At 49.6% G+C, this 21,467-nt stretch carries 16 protein-coding genes and 1 pseudogene; 5 read left to right on the forward strand and 12 right to left on the reverse strand.

All coding sequences use genetic code 11. The features are described 5' to 3' along the window. Window positions 1-59: 59 nt before the first annotated feature. From Psch_RS10210 to Psch_RS10245, 8 genes are all read right to left on the reverse strand, one after another. Entirely contained in the window at window positions 60-3,272 is a 3,213-nt protein-coding gene (locus Psch_RS10210; RefSeq protein WP_190240090.1) for a type I restriction endonuclease subunit R, read from the reverse strand. After that, window positions 3,269-4,495, reverse strand: a complete 1,227-nt coding sequence (locus Psch_RS10215) for a restriction endonuclease subunit S (protein WP_190240091.1) — start codon at window positions 4,493-4,495, stop codon at window positions 3,269-3,271. Before Psch_RS10215 ends, Psch_RS10210 begins: the two co-directional genes overlap by 4 nt. A gap of 93 nt (window positions 4,496-4,588) precedes the next feature. After that, window positions 4,589-5,617 carry a virulence RhuM family protein gene (locus Psch_RS10220; protein WP_190240092.1) on the reverse strand — a complete coding sequence of 343 codons (1,029 nt, stop codon included), beginning with the start codon at window positions 5,615-5,617 and terminating at the stop codon, window positions 4,589-4,591. Then, entirely contained in the window at window positions 5,614-7,728 is a 2,115-nt protein-coding gene (locus tag Psch_RS10225; RefSeq protein ID WP_190240093.1) for a type I restriction-modification system subunit M, read from the reverse strand. The genes Psch_RS10220 and Psch_RS10225 overlap by 4 nt, the downstream gene beginning before the upstream one ends. 461 nt (window positions 7,729-8,189) lie before the next feature. After that, a complete protein-coding gene (gene cshA / locus Psch_RS10230; protein ID WP_190240094.1) occupies window positions 8,190-9,644 on the reverse strand; it encodes a degradosome RNA helicase CshA in 1,455 nt (484 codons plus the stop codon). A 456-nt stretch (window positions 9,645-10,100) separates the two neighbouring features. After that, the gene (locus Psch_RS10235; RefSeq protein WP_190240095.1) at window positions 10,101-11,282 is read right to left on the reverse strand and encodes an ABC transporter permease; all 1,182 of its coding nucleotides are present in this window, start codon (window positions 11,280-11,282) and stop codon (window positions 10,101-10,103) included. Then, window positions 11,279-12,046 (reverse strand): ABC transporter ATP-binding protein, encoded by a 768-nt coding sequence (locus Psch_RS10240; protein WP_190240096.1) that lies wholly within the window; start codon window positions 12,044-12,046, stop codon window positions 11,279-11,281. The genes Psch_RS10235 and Psch_RS10240 overlap by 4 nt, the downstream gene beginning before the upstream one ends. After that, complete coding sequence (locus tag Psch_RS10245; protein ID WP_190240097.1) at window positions 12,043-13,353, reverse strand: efflux RND transporter periplasmic adaptor subunit; 1,311 nt, start codon at window positions 13,351-13,353, stop codon at window positions 12,043-12,045. Before Psch_RS10245 ends, Psch_RS10240 begins: the two co-directional genes overlap by 4 nt. A 520-nt stretch (window positions 13,354-13,873) precedes the next feature. Between Psch_RS10245 and Psch_RS10250 the strand changes: the two genes are divergently transcribed. Both Psch_RS10250 and Psch_RS10255 read left to right on the forward strand, forming a co-directional pair. Further along, window positions 13,874-14,602: an ABC transporter ATP-binding protein gene (locus Psch_RS10250; RefSeq protein ID WP_206663745.1), complete on the forward strand. Its 729-nt coding sequence runs from the start codon at window positions 13,874-13,876 to the stop codon at window positions 14,600-14,602. Further along, the gene (locus Psch_RS10255) at window positions 14,595-16,250 is read left to right on the forward strand and encodes a putative ABC exporter domain-containing protein (RefSeq protein WP_190240098.1); all 1,656 of its coding nucleotides are present in this window, start codon (window positions 14,595-14,597) and stop codon (window positions 16,248-16,250) included. The genes Psch_RS10250 and Psch_RS10255 overlap by 8 nt, the downstream gene beginning before the upstream one ends. 7 nt (window positions 16,251-16,257) lie before the next feature. On the opposite strand, the pseudogene Psch_RS10260 reads toward Psch_RS10255, so the two are convergent. From Psch_RS10260 to Psch_RS10275, 4 genes and pseudogenes are all read right to left on the reverse strand, one after another. After that, a pseudogene (locus Psch_RS10260) lies at window positions 16,258-16,401 on the reverse strand (PEP-utilizing enzyme); the annotation flags it as partial. A 270-nt stretch (window positions 16,402-16,671) separates the two neighbouring features. Further along, window positions 16,672-16,890, reverse strand: coding sequence for a type II toxin-antitoxin system HicA family toxin (locus Psch_RS10265; RefSeq protein ID WP_190240100.1), 219 nt, complete (start codon window positions 16,888-16,890; stop codon window positions 16,672-16,674). Beyond that, window positions 16,883-17,323, reverse strand: a complete 441-nt coding sequence (locus Psch_RS10270; protein WP_243124007.1) for a hypothetical protein — start codon at window positions 17,321-17,323, stop codon at window positions 16,883-16,885. Before Psch_RS10270 ends, Psch_RS10265 begins: the two co-directional genes overlap by 8 nt. Window positions 17,324-17,746: 423 nt before the next feature. After that, the gene (locus Psch_RS10275; RefSeq protein WP_345789066.1) at window positions 17,747-18,364 is read right to left on the reverse strand and encodes a Crp/Fnr family transcriptional regulator; all 618 of its coding nucleotides are present in this window, start codon (window positions 18,362-18,364) and stop codon (window positions 17,747-17,749) included. A 272-nt stretch (window positions 18,365-18,636) separates the two neighbouring features. On the opposite strand from Psch_RS10275, the gene Psch_RS10280 reads away from it, so the two are divergent. Genes Psch_RS10280 through hcp form a run of 3 tightly spaced genes read left to right on the forward strand, consistent with a single transcriptional unit; the run spans window position 18,637 to window position 21,323 of the window. After that, on the forward strand, window positions 18,637-19,359 hold the full coding sequence (locus Psch_RS10280; protein WP_190240101.1) for an ATP-binding protein: 723 nt from the start codon (window positions 18,637-18,639) through the stop codon (window positions 19,357-19,359). A 54-nt stretch (window positions 19,360-19,413) separates the two neighbouring features. Then, a complete protein-coding gene (locus Psch_RS10285) occupies window positions 19,414-19,740 on the forward strand; it encodes a cupin domain-containing protein (RefSeq protein WP_190240102.1) in 327 nt (108 codons plus the stop codon). A 26-nt stretch (window positions 19,741-19,766) separates the two neighbouring features. Continuing rightward, a complete protein-coding gene (gene hcp, locus Psch_RS10290; RefSeq protein ID WP_190240103.1) occupies window positions 19,767-21,323 on the forward strand; it encodes a hydroxylamine reductase in 1,557 nt (518 codons plus the stop codon). Window positions 21,324-21,467 lie beyond the last annotated feature (144 nt).

Consider the following 21,467-nt stretch of genomic DNA (forward strand, 5'->3'; position numbering starts at 1 on the left):
TTCCATACCACCCTCAGCCTTGACCGTTATATAACCAAGCGCCAATGGATTTTTAATTACTACGAGGCAGTTGCAAAATAAGGAGACGGTAGTGTCGGATAAACTCTGAAAACATGGTGATAAACTGCTTCCGTTTTTTCGTTAACATCATCTTCACTAAAGCTTTCCACCGGCAGTCCAGTTTCTTCGTTCCAGAGAAAGTCTTGAATTGTGATGCGAATGGCGTCGCGAGTGGCCTCTTTCTCCCGCCAGCGCTCAACCTTCAACTTCTCCGCCTTTAGGGTTTGTAGAAGCTCCATTGCTACCTGCTTAATCCGCTTAATATCACCAGGAGAAAGCTCCGGTTTTTTCAGGAGATCGAAAATCGCCAGGCTTTCTTCATCCAGTCCCTCCCGCATGGCTCGTTTTTCCTCCGTATCAAGGTCCTGAACGAATTTGAGAAGGGACTCAAAGGTCTTTTCGATGGTCGGACGGTCCTTTTCGAGGTTGTATTCAGCCACAATATCTTCGTAGTGCTTTTGAAAGTCGGTGCGCAGCGGGTTCTGAGCAAGCAACCGCTGCAGCCTTTGCTCAATAATTTGCTTTAAGTTCTGAACCGTGGTTTTCTTGGCCGGGCTCCGTGCAAACTCTTTGTGAAGAAGTTCAAAATCGATGCCGGCAATATTATAAGGACCAGTTTTGTCTACAATGCGGTCCGCTGTTGTCAATATGGCTTGATCCACCACTCCATGGAGACGCATAATAATATCGCTGACATCCACCTCCTCCCGATCCTTCTGCAGGCTTCGATAGACGATGTTGACCGCATCATATGCTTTCCTGTGCGCGTTAACCCCTTTAATGTTGAGGCAGGCCTTGAATTTCTTGAAAACCTCGCGGCACATCACCTCAAAGCGCTTGCGTGTCTCATCATTTTCGTTAGCCGCCTCCTTTGCGGCGAGGATCGCGGCATTGCGGCCAAAGCCGGTTCTGGTGATAATGTCGTCCAGTGAAGCGTTCCGGCCTTTTAAAAATGCACGTACAAACGAGATAGCCTCAGCCAGATCGTCAAGTAATTCATGCGCGGGTTTGGCCGGAGTAGTTTTTCCCCCGCCACCAATGCGCCCGCCGTCCCCCTGGCCAGCGAAGGTCGCCAGGGCCTTACGAAGGTTCTTCAGGATACCGCAGTAATCGACAATCAGACCGTTGTTCTTGCCTTCATTAACCCGGTTGGCACGGGCAATGGCCTGCATCAGGGTGTGCGCCTTCAGCGGTTTGTCCAGGTAGAGCGTGGAGAGGCTGGGCACGTCAAAGCCGGTGAGCCACATGGCGCACACAATAGCAATACGGAAGGGATGCTCCTCCTTCTTGAATGCCGACTCGACATCAAGCCGCTTACCGTCGACGGTTGCGAAACCGTTTTTAATCAGCTTGCGGTGTGGGGTGATGTCCAAACCCCAATTCCGGAATTTATCAACCTCTCCCTGCTCCTCACTGACCACCACGGCCATTTGCGTCTCCTTCATCCAGGCGACCTGCCGACGGCGATATACTTCCTCCTGCTCATCGCCTGCTTCAGTTATTTTTGACTCCAGTTTAGCGATGCGAGCTTGCCAGTATTTTTCGATCAGGTTAAACATACGTACACAAGTTATCTTGTCGATACACACCAGCATCGCTTTGCCTGTCTCCCAGGCAGTTGAGTAATGTTCCACCAGATCACGGGCTACTTGATCCAGCCTTTTCCCTGCCGTGATAATGTGATAATCCCGCTTTAGCTCCTTTTCCAAACGTTGCTGGACGTCAATGCCACCAGTCTCCAATTCCTCCAGTTTCTCGGCAATACGTTCGTTGATTTCTTTGGTGGCAATGCCCAGTTTGTCCCCCCGGGCATCATAATAGAGCGGTACGGTGGCCTTGTCCTCCACGGCTCGCTGAAAATCATAGGTTGAAATATAGCCGCCGAATATCCGTCGGGTGATCTCGTCGTCCTTGAACAGCGGCGTACCGGTAAAACCGATATAGCTTGCGTTGGGCAGGGCGTTACGCATGTTGAGCGCCAGGCGTCCGTACTGCGTGCGGTGCGCCTCATCTGTGATTACAATAATATCGTCCCGCTGCGAGTAGCCCTCCTCCGGGTCCACATCTTGGTTAAATTTCTGAATCAGTGAAAAAACGTAGGCCTTGTGCTGGCCGAGCAGTTCTTTCAAATTCCCGCCGCCGGAAGCCCGGCAGGGATCACGGTCGTTGTCCGCCAGCCCGCACCCGGCAAAAGTCTTGTATATCTGCGTATCGAGGTCATCACGATCAGTGAGGATCAGGAAGGTGAAGTTACCGCCCAGCTTGCGGTGCGCCTTGCGGGTGAAAAAGACCATGGAATAACTCTTACCGGCCCCCTGGGTATGCCAGAACACCCCCAGCTTGCCCTGTCGCGCCTCCCTGTCCGCCACCGCTTCCATAGCTCGGTTAACACCGAGAAACTGGTGGTTCTGCGCCAGGATCTTGACCGGCGCCCCCGTGGATTCATCAAACACGATGAAGTTCTCAAACAGGTCCATAAAATTGCGCTTGTCGCAGACACCTTTCAACACAGTTTCCATATCCACCACGCCGACCTGCTCTTCCTCCAGTCGTTTCCATTCGTGAAAGTGCTCATAACGGCTGGAGAACGACCCGATTTTCGCCTCCACCCCGTTGGCCAGTATGATCAGGGCATTGTGGTGGAACAGGTGCGGAACAGTGTCCTTATAGTCGGCCAGGTTCTTCTCGTAAGCGGCGCGGATGTCTTTGTTTACGTTTTTCAGCTCCATGAACAACAGCGGAATGCCGTTGACGAAACCGACGATGTCCGCCCGGCGGCGGTAGAGATCGCCCCGCACCCACAGCTCGCGCACGCAGAGGAAGTGGTTCTTCTCGGGTTCATCAAAGTTAAAGACCCGCAGCCGTTCTTTTTTCAACTCGCCCTTTTTATTGCGGTAGGCAACCTGCACACCGTCTTTAAGCAGGGCATATTTCTCCCGGTTGGTGGCCAGCGTGGTCTGGATGGCGCTGTATTCCACTATCTGCCGTACCGCGTCACGATAGGCGTCCTCCGGTAAGCCGGGGTTTAACTCCTCCAGGGCTGCCCGCAGGTAGCGCGTCAGCGCCACCTCTCGGTCCGACGCCCGGCCCAGCAAGCCATCAGGCCCGTAGGTCTCGGTGTTGTAGGCATAGACCGACTCCCAGCCAAGCTCGTCGTGCAGATAATCGGCGGTTGTCTGCTGGACCAGAGTGTCCTCGTTTAAGTAACTCATACGGCAATCTCTCCGTTCATTAGACGTGGGAGCAGGAGGTCGCGAGACTTCTTCAAATTTTGGTTTACTAAATTCAAGTTACAAATGATATTGAATGTGGCTTCAACATAGGATTCAAATAAATCCAAAATTCTACTTTGTGGCAAAATAAAATCTAGCTCGCCGACTTTTACTGGGCTAAGATTCTGCTGTGCAACACCATAGGCTAGGTTTTCTAAATTTCTCTGCATGCCCTCATTGTTAAATGTCCAATAAACATAACACTTGGGAATATTTTTCCTGGGGCTTATTTTCGCTACTCGTTGGTTAAGTAGGAAGTTCTCACCGAAAATAATACACACTCTACCTATGTTGCCAGTAAGGGACAGTAGAATATCACCCGTACAGAGATGACAATGTTCTTTCATACTCTCAGGTATTTCATCTATGTACGCGCTACAATCTGGGATAAATTGGGCATTGTGAACATTTTTAATCGTTACTATTCCGTATTTGCCACTTTCCTGGTAAATCTGACTTTTGAATGCAAAACCACCGAGTAAATCAAAATAATCTTTTATCTTAGCCTTCTCCCACCCATCAGGAACACCATTATTAATCTTGACATGCTCATGGCCAGGGAAGCGAAAGTGGACAAACCACTCCTTATAAAGCAGCCGTACTGCATGTTCCAGAAGATCAATACGTCGCCGGTTTTTCTCGATCAGTTCATCGTAGGCAGAGAGAACATCTGCTATCTCTATTTGGCGTCTAATATTAATATCCGGTATCTGGATACCCCCAATGATTGAGGTATTCAGATTAAGCATGGTAGTACCAATGGCATTACGCTCCAACCATTCAACCACGTGGCGCAGTCCCAAATAGTAAAAAAAGAACCGTGGTGATAGCACTTCCCTGGGTAACTCAATTTTTATACAGCCCGTACCACACAAAAAACCTTCCTGGTCTGCTTCAATGTAAGCGCATTTGCTGATTTCTCCCCTTCGAGGAAAAACAATGGATCCCTGCTTCAAACAGTGTCTAGATAGCTCTTGTGCTTTACGCTCCGGAATCCTAGCCACTGTATTTTCATCAATCCGGCCATTTTTGATGTCCTTAGGCATTACAACCGGAATACCTTCTTGCGAATAATCATATTGATGAAGTTGGGAGCCAAACGGACCAGTTTGAATTAGCCCACCATATTTATTTATAATTGAGCCTAAACTGTATGTTTTCATCTATAACCCCAACTCTCATGAAAGTATTTTTCCGGCTGACGTTGCTGGAGGAAGAATATTTATGGCCAACCTCTTTAAGTTGCATATCAATGTTCATTCTTTACCAGGTTTCCTTTTCCCTGACTCAAGCTTTTTCATCTCTTCTATAGCCTTTTTGAAGTGGCTCTCAACTGGCGAAGGCTTATTCGCCTGTAGTGCTCGATAATTTTCATATTCTGCACGGGCCTTGGCCACGGCTGCTTTGTGACTGATTTGCCCAGCATGAGTCAGGATATCTCGTTCGCTAATACGTAAAAAGTCGTCCAGCTTGGCGATCCAGTCCCTCATATGCATGGGTTTGCGGTTAAGTGCCTGGAACTCGGCAAAGTCAAGGTATATTGTGACAATACGGTTCAAGGCATCAATCTCATCGTGATTAAGGTAGTTTTTAGCAAACTCAATATCGGCAGCCGATGGTTTGGAACCGGTCCATGTAGTCAACCCCATATTGGGTTTGGTTGCATCTGCACGAGAGGCAACTATCTCAGCAGCCGTATGCCCATGTGCCGCCCAGTGCATCTTGTTTTGCACCACGGCGAAGAATTCCCGTGATAGGTCGGTGTTAGGATCGTAATCGATACTTGTAGCATAGATGTCGAGCACCTTCCGCCAGAAAACCTTCTCTGATGAACGGATGTCCCGGATACGTGATAACAGTTCATCAAAATAATTGCCGCCACCGGCCTGTTTTAGCCGCTGATCGTCCATCGTAAAACCTTTTATGATGTATTCCCGCAGGAGGTTCGTGGCCCACATGCGAAACTGGGTGCCCCGGTGAGACCTGACGCGATAGCCAACAGAAATAATTACGTCAAGATTGTAATAATCCACCTGGTAGGTTTTTCTGTCAGCCGCAGTTGTTGCATATTTTGCAACAACTGCTCCGGGCTCCAATTCCCCTTCTTCGAAAACATTGCGTATATGTCTGGAAATGACCGACTTGTCCCGTTGAAACAGCTCCGCCATCTGTTTAAGAGAGAGCCAAACACTTTCATTCGATAGACGCACCTCGACACGTGTTTGCCCGTCTTCAGTCTGGTAAAAAAGTATTTCCGAATTAAATTGCGCCGGGTATTCACTCATATCCCCAACTCCTTAAAATTCCTGGCTATCTTCGAGGCCAGTTCCACCGCCTCGGTGTTGAGTCCTTCCAACTCCATGTGGATTTCACGGAGGGCTTCCTCGAAGTCGAAGCCCTCATCCTCTTCCTCGGGAGAGACCCCGACATAGCGGCCAGGTGTCAGGCTCCAGTCATTAGCTTCCAAATCAGCCTTGTCCACCAGCTTTACCAGACCTTCGACATCCCTCAATACGCCATCGGGGAAGCGTACGGTGAGCCAGACAGCCTGTTTGTGAAAATAACGTACAGCTTTTAGCTGATCTATCGCGGTCTGCCGGGCAGTGTCAGCCGCCTTGCGGGCTTTGGTAATATCACGGCTCACCCAGAGGTCACTATCCTTTGCAGCAAGCTCGTTCTCGCATACGTCAACCAGGCGGACAGCAAGCTTGTAGAGCAGGTCAGCCTGCCTGACCAGGTCACGGCTGGCTTCCGAAAGCGGGGCGAGGAGCCCGGTAGCTTCATTTAATGCCTCGTTGGAGTGCTGCTGTTTCTCCCATTTTGCCGCTTCCTCATCCGCCTTCTGGCAAAAGGCCTCCACATCCAAGGTGAAGGTTTGGCTTGCAGCCTCCAACTGCCCCAGCGTTTCCGCGTGAGCCTCATCACCGGTCAAAGTATCAAGGAAAGGCTGCATGGCCTTTTTCAGCAAGCCAAGCGCGGTTATATAGCCAGCCAGCAGGTTTACCTCCTGGTCAGCTTCACCCTTTTGTCTGAAACAGGCGCGTGCTTCCGCAAGTGCCTGTCCCAGGTAGCGTGCTATCAGTTCAATGAAACGTTCTCCTTGGCCGCGATAGAGCCAGACGATTGCAAGAATGTTCTGGAGCTGTTCGGGGCTGAAGTCATAAATTTTTCGCGTCACCTTGCGATAGATATTGCGCGCGTCGAGCATGAGCACCTTGTCGCGATAATCCTCCGGCTTGGCCCGGTTGAGGAACCACAGTTCACAGGGAACGGTACGGGTGTAAAAAAAATTAGAGCGAATGGCGATCATGAGGTCCACCGCCCCGGTCTCGATCAGCTTGCGGCGCACCTTGGCCTCGTCCCGGCCAGCGCTGGAAGCCTGAGAGGACATAACGAAACCGGCACGGCCTGACTTATTCAGGTAACTGTAGAAATAGCTGATCCAAAGGTAATTGCCGTTGGAAACCTTACCGCCCTTGTTGACACCAGGCAAGCCTAAGGGCAAGCGCGGGTCGCGTTTTATTTTATCGGCGTCCACCTCGTCCACGTTGAAGGGCGGATTGGCCATGACAAAGTCTGCCTTGCCTACCAGTTCATGCGGGTCTTCATAGTAAGTGATGGCTTTTTGAATGTCACCCTCCAGTCCGTGCACAGACAGGTTCATCTTGGCCAAGCGGATTGTGGTGGGATTTTTCTCCATGCCATAGAAAGTGAGGCGTTCTGTGGGATTGGCCTGAAGGCGCTCCACAAAATGGGCGCTCTGTACGAACATACCGCCGGAACCGCAGGCAGGGTCAAGGATGACACCCCGTTCCGGCTCCAGCACATTGGCAATAAGCGAGACCAGTGACACCGGCGTGAAGAACTCTCCGCCGTCGTGAGCCTTCAGGTCGGCAAACTGGGTGAGGAAATATTCGTAGATGCGTCCGAAGATGTCGCCGGAGGCTTGCTTTAATTCTTCCGGGTTCAGAGTACGCAGGAGCTGCCCGAGCACAGCATTGTCCAGTTCCTGGTATTCCGTCTTGGGAAGGGCACCACGCAATGTTTCATAATCAGCCTCAATCGACTCCATCGCGTCAATAATAGCCTTGGCCCGGTCATCGCTGTCCTTAAGCGCCACCAGGTAGTCAAACTGTGCTTTTTCCCGCAGGAAAATCGCGCTCTTCTGCGAGAAATCCTCTTTAGTCAGTTCACGTGTCTTACCGCCGCGCTGCGGTAAGGAAGCGACGATATCATCCCGGACGTTAAGGTAACGGCTGTACGCGTGCCGTAAAAAGATCAAACCCATGACGGGCATGAAATACTCGTTGCTGGCATAGTTGGAGTTTGCCCGCAGCGTATCCGCCGCGTTCCAGAGTCGCTTTTCAATTGCTTCGATGTTTTCCAGTTGTGACATTAAGAGTCTCCTCTAAGATATGTAAGTATTTAATTCTATTTCGTTGCAGCATTATACTATTAACTTAAAATATTGAATTAGGCAGAGTGTTCCCAATAACTATCCAAAAGCGGTTAAATTCCTTCAACTTTCAGCTGGTCATCCTCATCTTGCACATATAGTAATTATATATGAATTATTAACAATTTACCATTATTCTGTTCAGACTATAGCAAAAGACAAAAAATCAAAGGAGTTATCGTTTAAATGATGATAACTCCTTTGTCTTCACAGCAGCTTAAGGGGGTTCTACTAAACTCGCATACTGTATTTCTTTGGGGCCATGTGGCGAATGAATTCACACCCACATTTTTTTGGGTTCTGGAAGCTTATTTTTAATTAGACTTGCGTTTTTAAGGGAACCTTTCAGCTCAAGTTATCAGCTAGAAGCATCTCTATCGAGATTCTAGCAGCTTATAGCTCTAGTAAGAACGGCTGCCAAACCTGCTTTTCCCTCTCGGCGAGGAATGCCCGCTATTTCGGGCAGGACCTTTTTTACCGCTTGCATTTCTGGAGTACCCTCTCTTCCCGGGGGACAGGTATTTATCCTGCCTCATCCTGAGCGGCCGCTCCTCGGTCAGGGTGACAGGGGTGCGGTCGGTTTCTTTGGTCAGCACCTTTAATGCCGCTGAAAGAAGGGTGACCGCGTCATTATCCTCCAGCAGACCCTCGGCCAGAGTCTTGTAGTTGCCCGCATCCCCATTTTCCACAGCCTGCAGCAGCTGATCCACCGCCAGGCGCTGTTGTCCTTCAATGACCTCTTTAATCGTGGGAACAGGCATGCGCGCTATTTTCTTTCTGGTCATGTTCTCAATGACTCTTAGTTGATAAATCTCCCTGGGCGTGACAAAAGTAATGGCCACACCTGGTTTACCGGCGCGGCCGGTGCGTCCGATGCGGTGGACATAACTTTCCGGATCCTGCGGGACGTCAAAGTTATAGATGTGAGTCACATCGCTGATATCCAGACCTCTAGCAGCAACATCAGTGGCCACCAGCACCTCAATAGTACCTTCCTTAAACCGCCTCATCACCAGGTCCCGCTTGGACTGGGCCAGATCGCCGTGGAGCGCTTCGGCTGAATAACCGCGTTTGGTTAGAGCATCAAAAAGCTCATCCACCCGGCGCTTGGTGCGGCCGAAGACAATGGACCGGTCGGGAGACTGGATGTCCAGCAGGCGACAGAAAACATCAAACTTTTGTCTTTCTTCGACTTCAATATAGCTTTGCTCGGTGTTTGCAACGGTAACCTGCTTGCCTTCTATCCTGATCACTTCCGGGTTCCTCATGAACCGCCGGGCCAGCGCCTGGATCGGACCGGGCATAGTCGCAGAAAAGAGCAATGTCTGGCGCTCCTCAGGCACTTCTGTGAGGATGGTCTCAATATCCTCGACAAAGCCCATATTGAGCATCTCGTCCGCCTCGTCCAAAACTACTATCCTGACCTGGTTCAAACGGACTGTCTTTCTCCTCATGTGGTCCATCAGACGGCCAGGGGTGGCCACGATAATGTGGGGCCTGTTCTTGAGCGCCCTGATCTGGCGGGTGATATCCTGACCGCCGTAGATCGGCAGCGCACGGATACCCTTGAACTGCCCGATCTTATTTAATTCCTCGGCCACCTGGATGGCCAGCTCACGGGTGGGGGTTAAAACAACACCCTGGATTTGCTCATGGTCGACATCGAAGAACTCAACCATAGGTATACCAAAGGCTGCCGTTTTACCGGTCCCGGTGTGAGCCTGACCAATCAGGTCCTGCCCGCTTAGAGCCACGGGGATAGCCCTCTCCTGGATGGGGGTCGCTTCTTCGAAACCCATATTATTAATGGACCGGATCACCGGTCCGGTCAAACCAAACTCATTAAATGCAGCCAATCTTTTTTCTTCCCCTTTTGTCTGTAATTGAATTTTAATTATGCTCATTTATAATTGCACAACAACTTACTGCTGGCCCGGTGTTAGCCAGTAGTATCCGCCAATTAGCTTCGCTGATTAGAACCGGCTTTTTAAGATATTTTTAAGATATACTTATAGCATACCCATTTTCATTTTCATTTTTTCCTTTCCTGTATAACCTTAATTAATAACCATGCTAAAAAGCAAAGGGGTTATCGCTGTTCAAAGCCGATAACCCCTTAAATGTCATAGCTTTTGGCGGAGAAACGATTAGAACCGATCAAGACGAAACATATTGTACATCATTTTCATTTTTAGTGCAATATCAAAACAATAAATTCGCGCACCCGGTAAACTGTGGTCTTGCATCAGCGGATCATGTTCGGTTCTTATAATCATATGAGCATATTCGTTTTACCTCATCTCAGAAAATAGTTATTCCCTTCTCAGCGCCTCGATGGGGTTCAACTTAGCCGCCTTGTTGGCGGGCAAAATTCCGAACACCACACCGATAGCAGCAGAGAACGCAAAAGCCAATAGCGCCGTCCACCAGGATACCAGGGGCGGCCACTTGGCCAACTTGGCAATCAGGTAAGCTCCACCGGTACCCAAAGCCATGCCGGTAATGCCGCCCAAAAGGCAAAGAACCACCGCTTCGATCAGGAACTGGACCAGAATATCCCTGCGCCTGGCACCCAGGGCCATGCGCAGGCCAATCTCCCTGGTCCGCTCGGTCACCGACACCAGCATAATATTCATCACACCAATCCCGCCCACAAAGAGGGATATCCCAGCGATAGCTCCGATAATCAGGGTGAGGACACCGGTTATCTTGTTGGCCGCCTGCATCTGTTGTTCCATGCTCTCACTGGCATACTTGCCGGGCATCCGGTGCCGCCGCTCCAGTACCTGCACGGCCTGGCCCATGGCCTCGTCCACCTTTTCCTTTGAGCCTGCGCTGCCCTCCAGCATCTGTACCCGGGTGTTGAACATGCCCTGCCAGACCCCAATGGGTATATATATACTGGGAGTTTCACTAAACCCCAGAGCGGATTCCCCCTTTGCCACCACCCCCACCACCAGGAAAGGGGTGCTGCCAACAGTAACCTTGCTGCCCAGCGCCTGCACCCTGCCGAAAATCTGTCCGGCTAGTTCTTCATCGATTACAGCCACCCGTCGCTTGCCTGCGTCATCTGCCTCCGTGAAAAAATGGCCTTCCTTCATATCAAACTTCCGGATATAGGGATAATCAGAAGAAACGCCTGTGATCTGGGCATATTTTATATCCTTGGGGCCCCTTGCGTCAGCCATGCTTTGATTCCGGGGGGAAAGGTGGGTAACATCAGGCACCTTATCCTTAATCACCTCTATATCACTTAAATCGAACTCCCGCCCAGTGACCTGCTTGCTGCTCCGCCAGTCCACGTAGATGGCGAATATATTGGTGCCTATCTTCTCCATCTCCGACATCAATACCGCCCTGCCGCCCTGGCCGATGGCAACCACCGCAATTACGGCAGCAATGCCGATCACGATGCCAAGGGTGGTCAAAAATGAGCGCAGCTTACTGACCATGATCCCCTCCAGAGCCAATCTGATGCTCTCCAAAAGGTTCATTCCACATCAGCCTCCCCGCTTTGGGCACAACCGCCGGACTGCCCCGCTTTTATTGCTATATCGACATATTCCCTGGCATCCAACGGGTCGGCAACAGGTTCGTCGCCCACCAGGTGCCCGTCCCTGAAAAAGATAATCCTGGAGGTATGCAGGGCAATCTCCCGCTCATGCGTGACCAGAACGATGGTAGCCCCGCTGCGGTTCAGTTCCTGGAAAATGGCCATTACCTCCTCACCCGCACGGGTGTCCAGATTTCCCGTTGGTTCGTCCGCCAGAATTACAGCGGGGCTGTTGACCAGGGCACGGGCAAGCGCCACCCTCTGGATCTGGCCGCCGGAAAGTTCACTGGGACGGTGGTTCATCCTCTCCGCAAGGCCCACTCTGGCAAGCGCCTGCGCGGCCCGCCTGACTCTTTCGCGGGGCGCAACCCCGGCGTAAATCATCGGTAGCTCGACATTGCGTATGGCGCTCATCCGGGGTAACAGGTTGAAGGCCTGGAAAACAAAGCCGATCTTGGTGTTGCGGACACGTGACAGTCCGGTATCACTTATACCACTGACCTCTATTCCGTCCAGACGGTAGGAACCTGACGTGGGAATATCCAGGCAGCCCAGCAGGTTCATCAAGGTGGATTTGCCGGACCCGGATGGTCCCATTATGGCTACGAACTCACCCGGCTTCACTTCCAGGTTAACATCAGACAGGGCAACTACCGGATGCTCACCCGCCCGGTACACTTTACTGAGGTTTGCTACCCTGATCATAATGTTGTTGCTCCCTCATTGGACGGGGGCTGATTTGCTATTTCATTTACCCGCATCCCGTCCATCAGTGTCCCTATAGGGCTGACAACAACTGTATCGCCTTCTGACAGGCCTGATAATATTTCTGTAAATAATGCGGTGTCGACCCCGGTGGCAACATCCTTTAACCTTGCCACCTGGTTTTCAATCACAAAAACTTGCTTTAATCCCTCTTTCTCCATAACGGCTTCGTACGGCACCACCAGGGCATTCTCCTTGTCTACCACATTAATACTCAGATCAACCGTGTAACCGGGGCGTAATCCTTCTATGTCACATTCCATTTTTACAATCACCGGCACTTCAATCTGGCTGCCATTTTCCGCAGTTTTCGCCGCTACCGCGGCGGGTGAAACACTCTGGACAATTCCGGTGTATTCCCGGTTGGGCTGAGCAGCGGCAGTGATCGCCACCTTCTGCCCGGGCATTAGCCTGCCACTGTCGGCCTCGCTCACCCCGGCAGTAACTTCAAGCTGCCCGGCATCGCCGATGGTCATTAACAGGGTCCCCATTTGAACGAAGTCGCCCGCCATCACCTCAACAGCTGTTACCACACCGTCCATTTCCGCCCGCAGTACCGTCCTGTTAAGGTTCTTTTCAGCCTGCTCCACCTGCAGCCGGGCTTGTTCCACCTGGGCCTGCAGGGATTCGCGTTCGTGACCGGTGGGGCCGGTTTCCTTCATGGTCAGCCCTTCTCCAGCCCTCTTATACTCTGCTTCTTTGACGGTCTTCTCCAACTCGGCATCTTCAAGATCTTTGGCGCTGACTGCTCCCTGCTCGAACAAAACCTTTGTACGCTCATATTCTTTCTGGGCATTGCGGTAATCGGCCTCCGCCCTCTGGTAACTGGCTCTTTCCTGGGCCACTTCTTCATCCCGTGGATAGATTGCTTTGTTTAAGTTGGACTCCTGGACATTAAAATTCACTCTGGCCTCATTTAGCTTATCCTCCAGGTCGACAGGGTCAAGCAGGCCCAGGACCTGCCCTTTTTGCACCTGATCACCTGGAGATACGAAGAGCTCTCTGACGGTGGTAGAGGTATAATTGTATAACTCTTGTTTTTGGGTTAACCTCACCCTTCCGGAAGCAAAAACATTATCCTGGATGGGCTTGATCTCTGTTTTGGCGACTTTGACCGGGATGCCGGCCTGTTTTTTGCTCCTTGCCAGGTTTAGCGCAGCCATTGACACAATAACGCCGAGGATCAGCACCCCGGCAAGCATCTTTTTCCCTGAAACTTTCCGTAGCCGCTGTAAATTGAGATGCAAAAAACACTTCCCCCTTCATTGAAAATTACCAAATCTAATAGTTTAGACGAATAAAACGCAGTTTTATTTCAACGGCCGGACAATTTTTTTTGCCCTTTAATCTGGAGCCCGTAAATAAAGCCCTAATAAATAAACTTATCAAGGAGCTGTTTTGTGACAAAAAACAATTAATTTTTTTATTAAAGCCCATTCATTTATTTATAGTAGTCAGCAGACCCACCACCAGCACGTATATTAGCCAGAGGCCACATATTTGGCTTATTCTTGCAAGTGGTTTTCATGGCTAACGAACTGTCGATACCAACATCACCAGGCCACGGGTGCCAAACGGGGATATAAAGGACGTGATACACCTGGATGAATTTTGTTTTGAATATCATCCAGCATACTGCCCGTTTACCATTTGTTTTATGGATGAACCTCATTTTGTGCTCCTTTCAAATATATTTCGTTATATAATTAAGTATATAGAACGTATCCAACATAAGAAACAATTAAGATTCCAAGGCAGGTTTTTTTAATGAAAATTGGCTCTATCCTGGAAATCCGGCATCTCACTAAAAAATTCGGCAAGAAAACAGCTGTGGACGATTTAAATTTTAACCTCATTAAAGGAGAAACTGTAGGGCTTCTCGGCCCCAATGGCGCAGGAAAAAGCACCTTGATCAAATGCATTGTCGGCTTGCTCAGGCCTACCGGCGGGGATATTTTAATAGCAGGGAAACCGCGGGGCTCCCGGCAAGCCCGCAAGATTTCAGCGTATGTACCCGAAGTACCCCAGCTTTACAATATGCTGACGGTATGGGAACACTTGCGTTTTATCACCGACGCTTATGAAGTAGCGCGCTGGGAAGCAAAAGCGGAACAATTGCTGCGGCTATTTGAAATCTGGGAACAACGCGATGAATTTGTCAAAGCGCTTTCCAAGGGAATGCGCCAAAAGCTTTCCCTTTGCTGCGGGATTATTTCCGATGCCCGGATTTTATTTTTGGACGAGCCCATGGTCGGGCTTGACCCGAAAGCCATTAAGAACCTCAAAGATTTGATTCGAGAGCTAAAAGACGAGGGGCGGACCCTTTTTGTCAGCACGCACCTTCTAGACCCCATTGAAAACATTTGCAGCCGCATCATTGTTTTGAAAAAGGGGAAGACCATTGCCGACGGAAGTCTTGCGGAACTCAGATCGCGTCTGGGAGAAGAGAAAGCCTCTCTGGAGGAAGTGTTCCTGGAGGTAACCGCTGATGCATGATTTTGCCATTCTTCTGCGCTATGACCTGCTTAAACTCAAAAACTATCTGCTGGAAATTCGCCGCAGTCCCAAAAAGCTCGTGAGCTACTTTCTGTTTGCCGCCTGGATTTTTCTGATCATGTTCCCGGCAATCAAGAACAGCGGGCAACGCGCCTTTGCTGTGACAGGCGATACCGCGCATATTGTTCTTGCCGCCTATGCGCTGTTTACCGGATTTATTATGTTTTCATCTTTTTTTTCTGCTTTAAGAAAATTGTCATATTCTTTTCAAATGGGAGATGTCAATCTCCTCTTTCCGTCCCCGCTTGCGCCCAACCATATCCTTTTATGGAGCCTGATCAAGAAAATTCCTTCAGACATGGCCAAGACCTGCATTCCAGCCCTCATTCTTACTCCAACCATGTTTAATATGGGCTTAAACATTGAGGGAATTCTCCTGGTATACCTATCGATAGTATCTTTGGGATTACTTATCACCCCGGTTTCTTTTTTGATATTTCTTGTTTCGGTCCGCTATGGAAAAGAGCGCTGGGTCCGGGGTATTTTGCTCATTTCCATCGTCTGGTTGCTCTTCAGCTGGTTGAAATACACACAAGGAAATCTATTCAGTCTCAATATTCTTCTTGGTTATCAAGCGCCGGGAATTCTCAACTTTCCCTTGTCCGGCTGGATTCTGCAGCTTGCCCGGGCGGCTTTTTTCGGCGCGGCTCCGGCTGTTTATACGGCTATTTTCCTAGTGGCGTTAACCGTCCTGGCTGCTAATTGTTTGGTCTATGCCCTGGCCAGGGATTACTATGAGGATGTACTCGAACTTGCCGAGAGGCTGGAGACGATTCATGCCGCCAAGCGCAGCGGCAAGACGCAGGGTATATTCCAATCCTCCAGCGCCATATCCGGTTTATGGCAACGTTTCCTGAACAGGAAACATGTCACAGTAGAGCGACGCTTTCCGGGAAGCCGGGCGTTCATGTTTAATCAAGTGGTCAAGTACCGCCGCACCGGCATTAACGAATATGTGGGCTACCTGGCTCCGTTATCCGTGATTACAGGTCTGGTTACCGGTTTCATTGCACTGCGTAACGGTCAAGCGTTAGATCATGGTCTTCTCCACGCGCAAAACGGAATTCTTGCCTACTTTTTATTTTTTCGCAGCTTTTCCGGCCCTTTAAGCGAAGAACTTGCTCTCCCGTACTTATATACTTTGCCGGGGACTTTTTTTCGGAAGGCGTTGGCCGTTAATACCTTGCCAAACTTACGTTTCGGCTTGAACATGTTTCTGCTGAACTTAAGTTATGCCATGATCGTATTTTTGCATACCAAGGATACCGGGATATTCATGCCCGCGGTTTTAATGTCCTTCCTGGTTACATCCTTATTCTTCGAACAATCCAATATTATTGCTTTAACTCATGTCCTGCTGCCTTCCTCTTTAGACCGGAAGCTTTTTTATCCTTTAATGTTGTTTGTGGAAATCTTAATTGTAGGCATTCCGGCTCTAATTGCCGGCGGCCTGGCATTTTGGTTCACCCATAGTGTGTGGTTTGCAGAAATAGCCGTTCTTGCCGCCAATACGGCTGTGGGGATTGTGTTGTTGCTTCTTTCAGACAAAATATTCCCTTACTTGGAAATGCGTGAGTTTGCCGAATAGCATATCCTTACAACGTCCACTGATACCGTCCATTCCTCAACCACAGCATTTCCACATACCCTTCCGTTCCGTTCACCCGGATCCTCTGCCCGTCTCTAAGTAGCTTCGTGGCGTTTTCCACGCCTACGACTGCCGGAAGACCGTATTCTCTTTGTCCCATCCTCGTAGTTTACAATATTCTCCATAATTTGGATTTATTTTCCCATTCCAGGCCAGGGGAAATTTATCTTTGATATAAGTATAAGTATTCAACAGGTTCAAGGGAAAAAATAGTCCGGGGAGTTGTGCTCCCTGGACTATATGATTCACTATCCTTCCTTCTTTTAGGAGAATAGAGAAAAGCGCATAACCGACAATTTCTCTGCCGGAAGATCCCAGGCCAATTCTATCATCCCAAACAAAGCCCAAAAGACCCCTCCTGTCAAATCATTTTATTGAAATATGCTTCGTCCACCTGCAACTGCTTCTTTAAGATGTCCTTCCACAACCACTTAGGGATTTCACCTGTGCCCTTGGACACCTTGGTACGTTTTAAACTCCCATCAGCCATAATTTTTCTATAGAAATAATGATCTGTGTCTTTAAACAGCTCCCATCCGTCCCGTTCACAAAAACGTTTTAGTTCTCTCCAACTAGGCATCAATCAAACTCCTAATTGCTTCCTTGTCTTTCTGGATAATCACTCGCATAACATAGGGGAAATGCGGTTTTCTATTGGGAGCGTTATAATACTTATCGAATTCATTCATGTATTCATGAGCATATTCAACTAATTCTTGAACGATCTCTGTTTTTAATGCCTCCAAACTGTCTGCATTGGCCAATAAGTCCAGCTCTTTTAACGAACCACTGAAGCTGCCATCAGCCTCTTTTTCATACTCTAAAGTAAACCGATAGGGTGTTAGAACAAGATCGAAATGCTCCAGAGATATAGCAGCCAGATAATCTCTGTTTCTTTTTATCACAGATGGCTTAAAGCGAACTACATTATCAATAAAACTGCCCCATTCCTTCCTTGCATCTGTGGCATTAATCACTTCACGCATAATTACACCTTCCTTTGGTAAGGTCATGCCTTTCACCTCCAATTGTATATTATGTACATAGTGTACACAATATACCTTTTGAAAAAGAAGGGCATAGCCTGGGGACAAGGGGACAGGTTCCTTGTCCCCTTGTCCTTATGAACCTGAATTTCACGTAAATCCGTCTTCCGGAACCCGGATAACAACAAAGGTAAGTGACACTTGCATGGGATCAAGCTGCCAGGGGCTGCTTCCTCTGTCCACCTTTGCTGGTCGGCTTTAGTGGAACATAGGAGTGATCCAGTTCATGAAATTAATTAAAGGAGCATTCATAAGTTAAGGACATTCCTACCCGGTATAGGAATACCCAATATAGGGTGTGGTGCAGCACCTATCATCAATAACAACGATTAAATCATGCTAAGTGTTGCATAAAAATTTTAACTAGAACGCTCTTCTTTGACCCTTGTTCTATCCGGCCATACTTCTCAAAGCCTCAACCTGCTTAATTTTTATGGAGTCCCGGTGAAAATCTATAACCCCTTCATCCCTCATCCTGCTCATCTCGCGTGATAAAGACGGGCGGGAAACGTTCAGGAAATCCGCAAGCTCATTGCGTTTAAGAGGCATCATGAACGTGTCCTTGCCTGTTCTTCTATACTGCTCCAGTAGAAAAGTGCTGATCTTTCCCCTCAAGCTTCTTATTGCCAGGTATTCTACCTTTCTGTTCAGCATCAGCGCCTTATCGGAAACAATGCCGAGCATGTTTGTAATCAGCAGTTTATGGCTTCCACACGACCTTTCACAGCTGCCCACTATCTTTCCCGCCGGCAGTAACATAACCGTGCATGCTCCCCGCGCCACCACCGAGGCAGGCCATACACCATCTTCTGAAAACGCGGCTATTTCGCCAAACATCTCCCCGGGGCCGTTTACGGCCATAATAACCCGGTTGCCCGCAGCATTTTCTTTGGCAACTACCACCTCACCGGCAAGGACTATACCCAAACCGGAAAGTCTTTCTCCGGTAACAGTCAGCGTTTCATTCTTATCATAGTCGCTCACTTTCGGGTTAAGGCATGAAAGCACTATATTCAATTCCTCCGGGCTTATTCCCTCGAATAAGGCACATTTTGCTAAAACTTTCATCCATTTCTTAAACAAATTTTTTCACTCACCTTTGATTTTGGTAACCATGGTTACCGTTTTTATGCTTTAACTATATTAAAATAAATTCATAAAAGCCGCAAGAAAAAGTTAAGCGTTTATTAATGGCCTATTAATCTTGTTGCAATATTTTTAAACCATATGGACTTTCGGGTTTCCGGGAGACTACAAAGTTTAACAAGGAGGTGCCACAGGTGAAAAGAAAAATAATCACGATTGACGAGGCCAAATGCAACGGCTGCGGGCTCTGTGTCGACGCCTGTCATGAGGGCGCCCTGCAACTGGTAAACGGGAAGGCCAGGCTGGTATCTGAAAGCTATTGCGACGGTCTGGGAGCCTGTCTGCCGGAGTGCCCGGCTGGAGCCATAACCATTGAAGAGCGCGAAGCCGCTGCCTTTGATGAAGAGGCTGTAAAAAAACACATGGACGCAAGGCTTAATCCCATGCCCGAAAAGCTCGCCTGCGGCTGCCCCGGCGCCCATGCCAGGGCTATTGAGAGGAAAGAGGCGGACGCGCCGGCGCCTGCCATAGCCGGACATGCCGTGCCTGTGTCACAGCTTCGCCAATGGCCCTGTCAGATCAAGCTGGTACCGGTGAACGCTCCATACTTCGACCATGCCCACCTGCTGGTTGCAGCTGATTGCACAGCTTTTGCCTATGCCAATTTCCATAATGATTTCATGCGCAACAAAATCACCATCATCGGCTGCCCAAAGCTGGATGATATCGATTATGCCGAAAAATTGACCGAGATATTGAAAGCGCACGAAATCAAAAGCGTCACCGTGCTCCGCATGGAGGTGCCCTGCTGCGGCGGCATCGTAAACGCGGTAAAACAGGCGCTGGTAAACAGCGGCAAAATGATACCCTGGCATATTGTCACTGTCGCAACCGACGGAAGAATTGTGGAGGAATAAGAACAACACATTCGAAACATAGGTGGAAACATGCGGAGAGATGGAGGTGAAAAGATGCTTGAAAAACAGTTTAACTTCGCCAAATCCGCCAAAAAACTGGTAGAGAAAATCCTTGAAGACGATCATACCGGGATCAATCACATGATTTTGCCGAAAGGAGATGCTCTTCCCGAACACTACACCAATTCCAATGTTTATATGATAATAATCAACGGAACCATGACGTTGCAGCTGGCCGGGCAGGAAGAACACAACTATCCTGAAGGCAGTATCATCACAATCCCGTTTAATATCAAGATGAATGTATCAAACCGGCATGATGAGTTGCTGGAATTCTTCGTCGTAAAAGCACCCAGCCCTAAAACAATGAGAATTTCATAATTACTCAAATAAACGAGGAGGAATGAATGATGTTTTGTTTCCAGTGTGAGCAGACTGCGGGAGGCAAAGGCTGCGCCAAGTCAGGCGTGTGCGGCAAGCAGCCGGAAGTCGCTAACAAGCATGATGAACTGACCTGCGCCCTGGTTGGCCTGGCCCGCGCCGCCCAGGACAAGGACCCGGGTAAGAAAGGCGAAGAACTGATGATGCAGGCGCTTTTTGCAACAGTCACCAATGTAAACTTCGACGGCCCCCGCATCGACGAGCTAAAGAGCCTTGTGCAAGCTGAAAAAGAAAAACTGGGAGGCGCAAAAGACCTGGCCGTAGACGTACTATGGAAGGGCGATACCGATCTGGTATCCCTGCGTTCCACACTGCTTCTCGGTTTGCGGGGCATGGCGGCCTATGCCTGGCATGCTTACGTACTGGGTAAAGAAGACGATGAAGTGACAGCATGGTTCTTCAAGGGCATGCGGGCCATCGGCGAGGAGCACACTGTTGAGGAATGGCTGGGTCTGATCATGGAGTTCGGTCAGGTCAACCTCAAATGCATGGCCCTGCTGGATGAAGCCAACACTTCCGCTTACGGGCATCCCGTACCGGTAAAAGTCCCCACTACTATCGAAAAAGGACCGTTTATCGTGATTACCGGCCACGACCTGCTTGACTTACAACAGCTCCTTGAGCAGACCGAGGGCAAGGGCGTCAACATCTATACCCACAGCGAAATGCTGCCCGCCCACGGCTATCCGGAACTGAAAAAATACCCGCATTTGAAAGGCAACTTCGGTACCGCCTGGCAGAACCAGCAAAAGGAATTTGACAACATCCCGGCCCCTGTCATCTATACAACTAACTGTCTGATGCCACCCAGGGCTTCTTATGCCGACAGGCTCTTTACCACCTCGGTCGTCGGCTACCCCGGCCTCAAGCACATACCGGAAAATAACGGCGTAAAGGATTTCACGCCGGTAATCAACAAGGCGCTCGAACTCGGCGGATGGGCGGAAGACAAAAAGCTGACCGGCATCAACGGGGGTTCTGAACTCATGACCGGCTTCGCCCGCAACACCGTGCTTGGCGTTGCCGACACGGTCATTGAAGCAGTCAAAGCCGGCGCCATCAAGCACTTCTTTCTCGTAGGAGGCTGTGACGGCGCCAGGGCCGGCCGCAACTACTACACCGAGTTTGTGAAAAAGACTCCCAAAGACACCGTCGTCTTGACCCTGGCCTGCGGCAAGTACCGCTTCAACGACCTCAACCTCGGTGAAATCGGCGGCCTGCCGCGCATTATGGACATGGGCCAGTGCAACGACGCTTATTCCGCCATCCAGGTGGCCGTGGCCCTGGCCGGCGCCTTCAACTGTGAAGTAAACGACCTCCCGCTGACGCTGGTCCTCTCGTGGTACGAACAGAAAGCCGTGTGCATCCTGCTGACGCTTCTGTCGTTAGGCCTTAAGAACATCTACCTTGGGCCCACGTTGCCCGCGTTTATCTCTCCGAACGTGCTGGACGTCCTGGTCGAAAAATTCAACATCAAGCCCATCAGCACACCGGAAGCGGATCTGCAAGTGATACTTGGATAATGACGGAATACCATAAAGAGGAGCCGGAGAATATTTACTCCGGCTCCGTTGCGTTATTCGGGTCTATTTGTACCTGCGTACCATAAAGCCCACGGTACCGGGGAGCCATATCTGACTATCCATGTAGATCTACATGTCGCTATT

It is taken from the genome of Pelotomaculum schinkii, assembly GCF_004369205.1.
Lineage (GTDB): Bacteria > Bacillota > Desulfotomaculia > Desulfotomaculales > Pelotomaculaceae > Pelotomaculum_C > Pelotomaculum_C schinkii.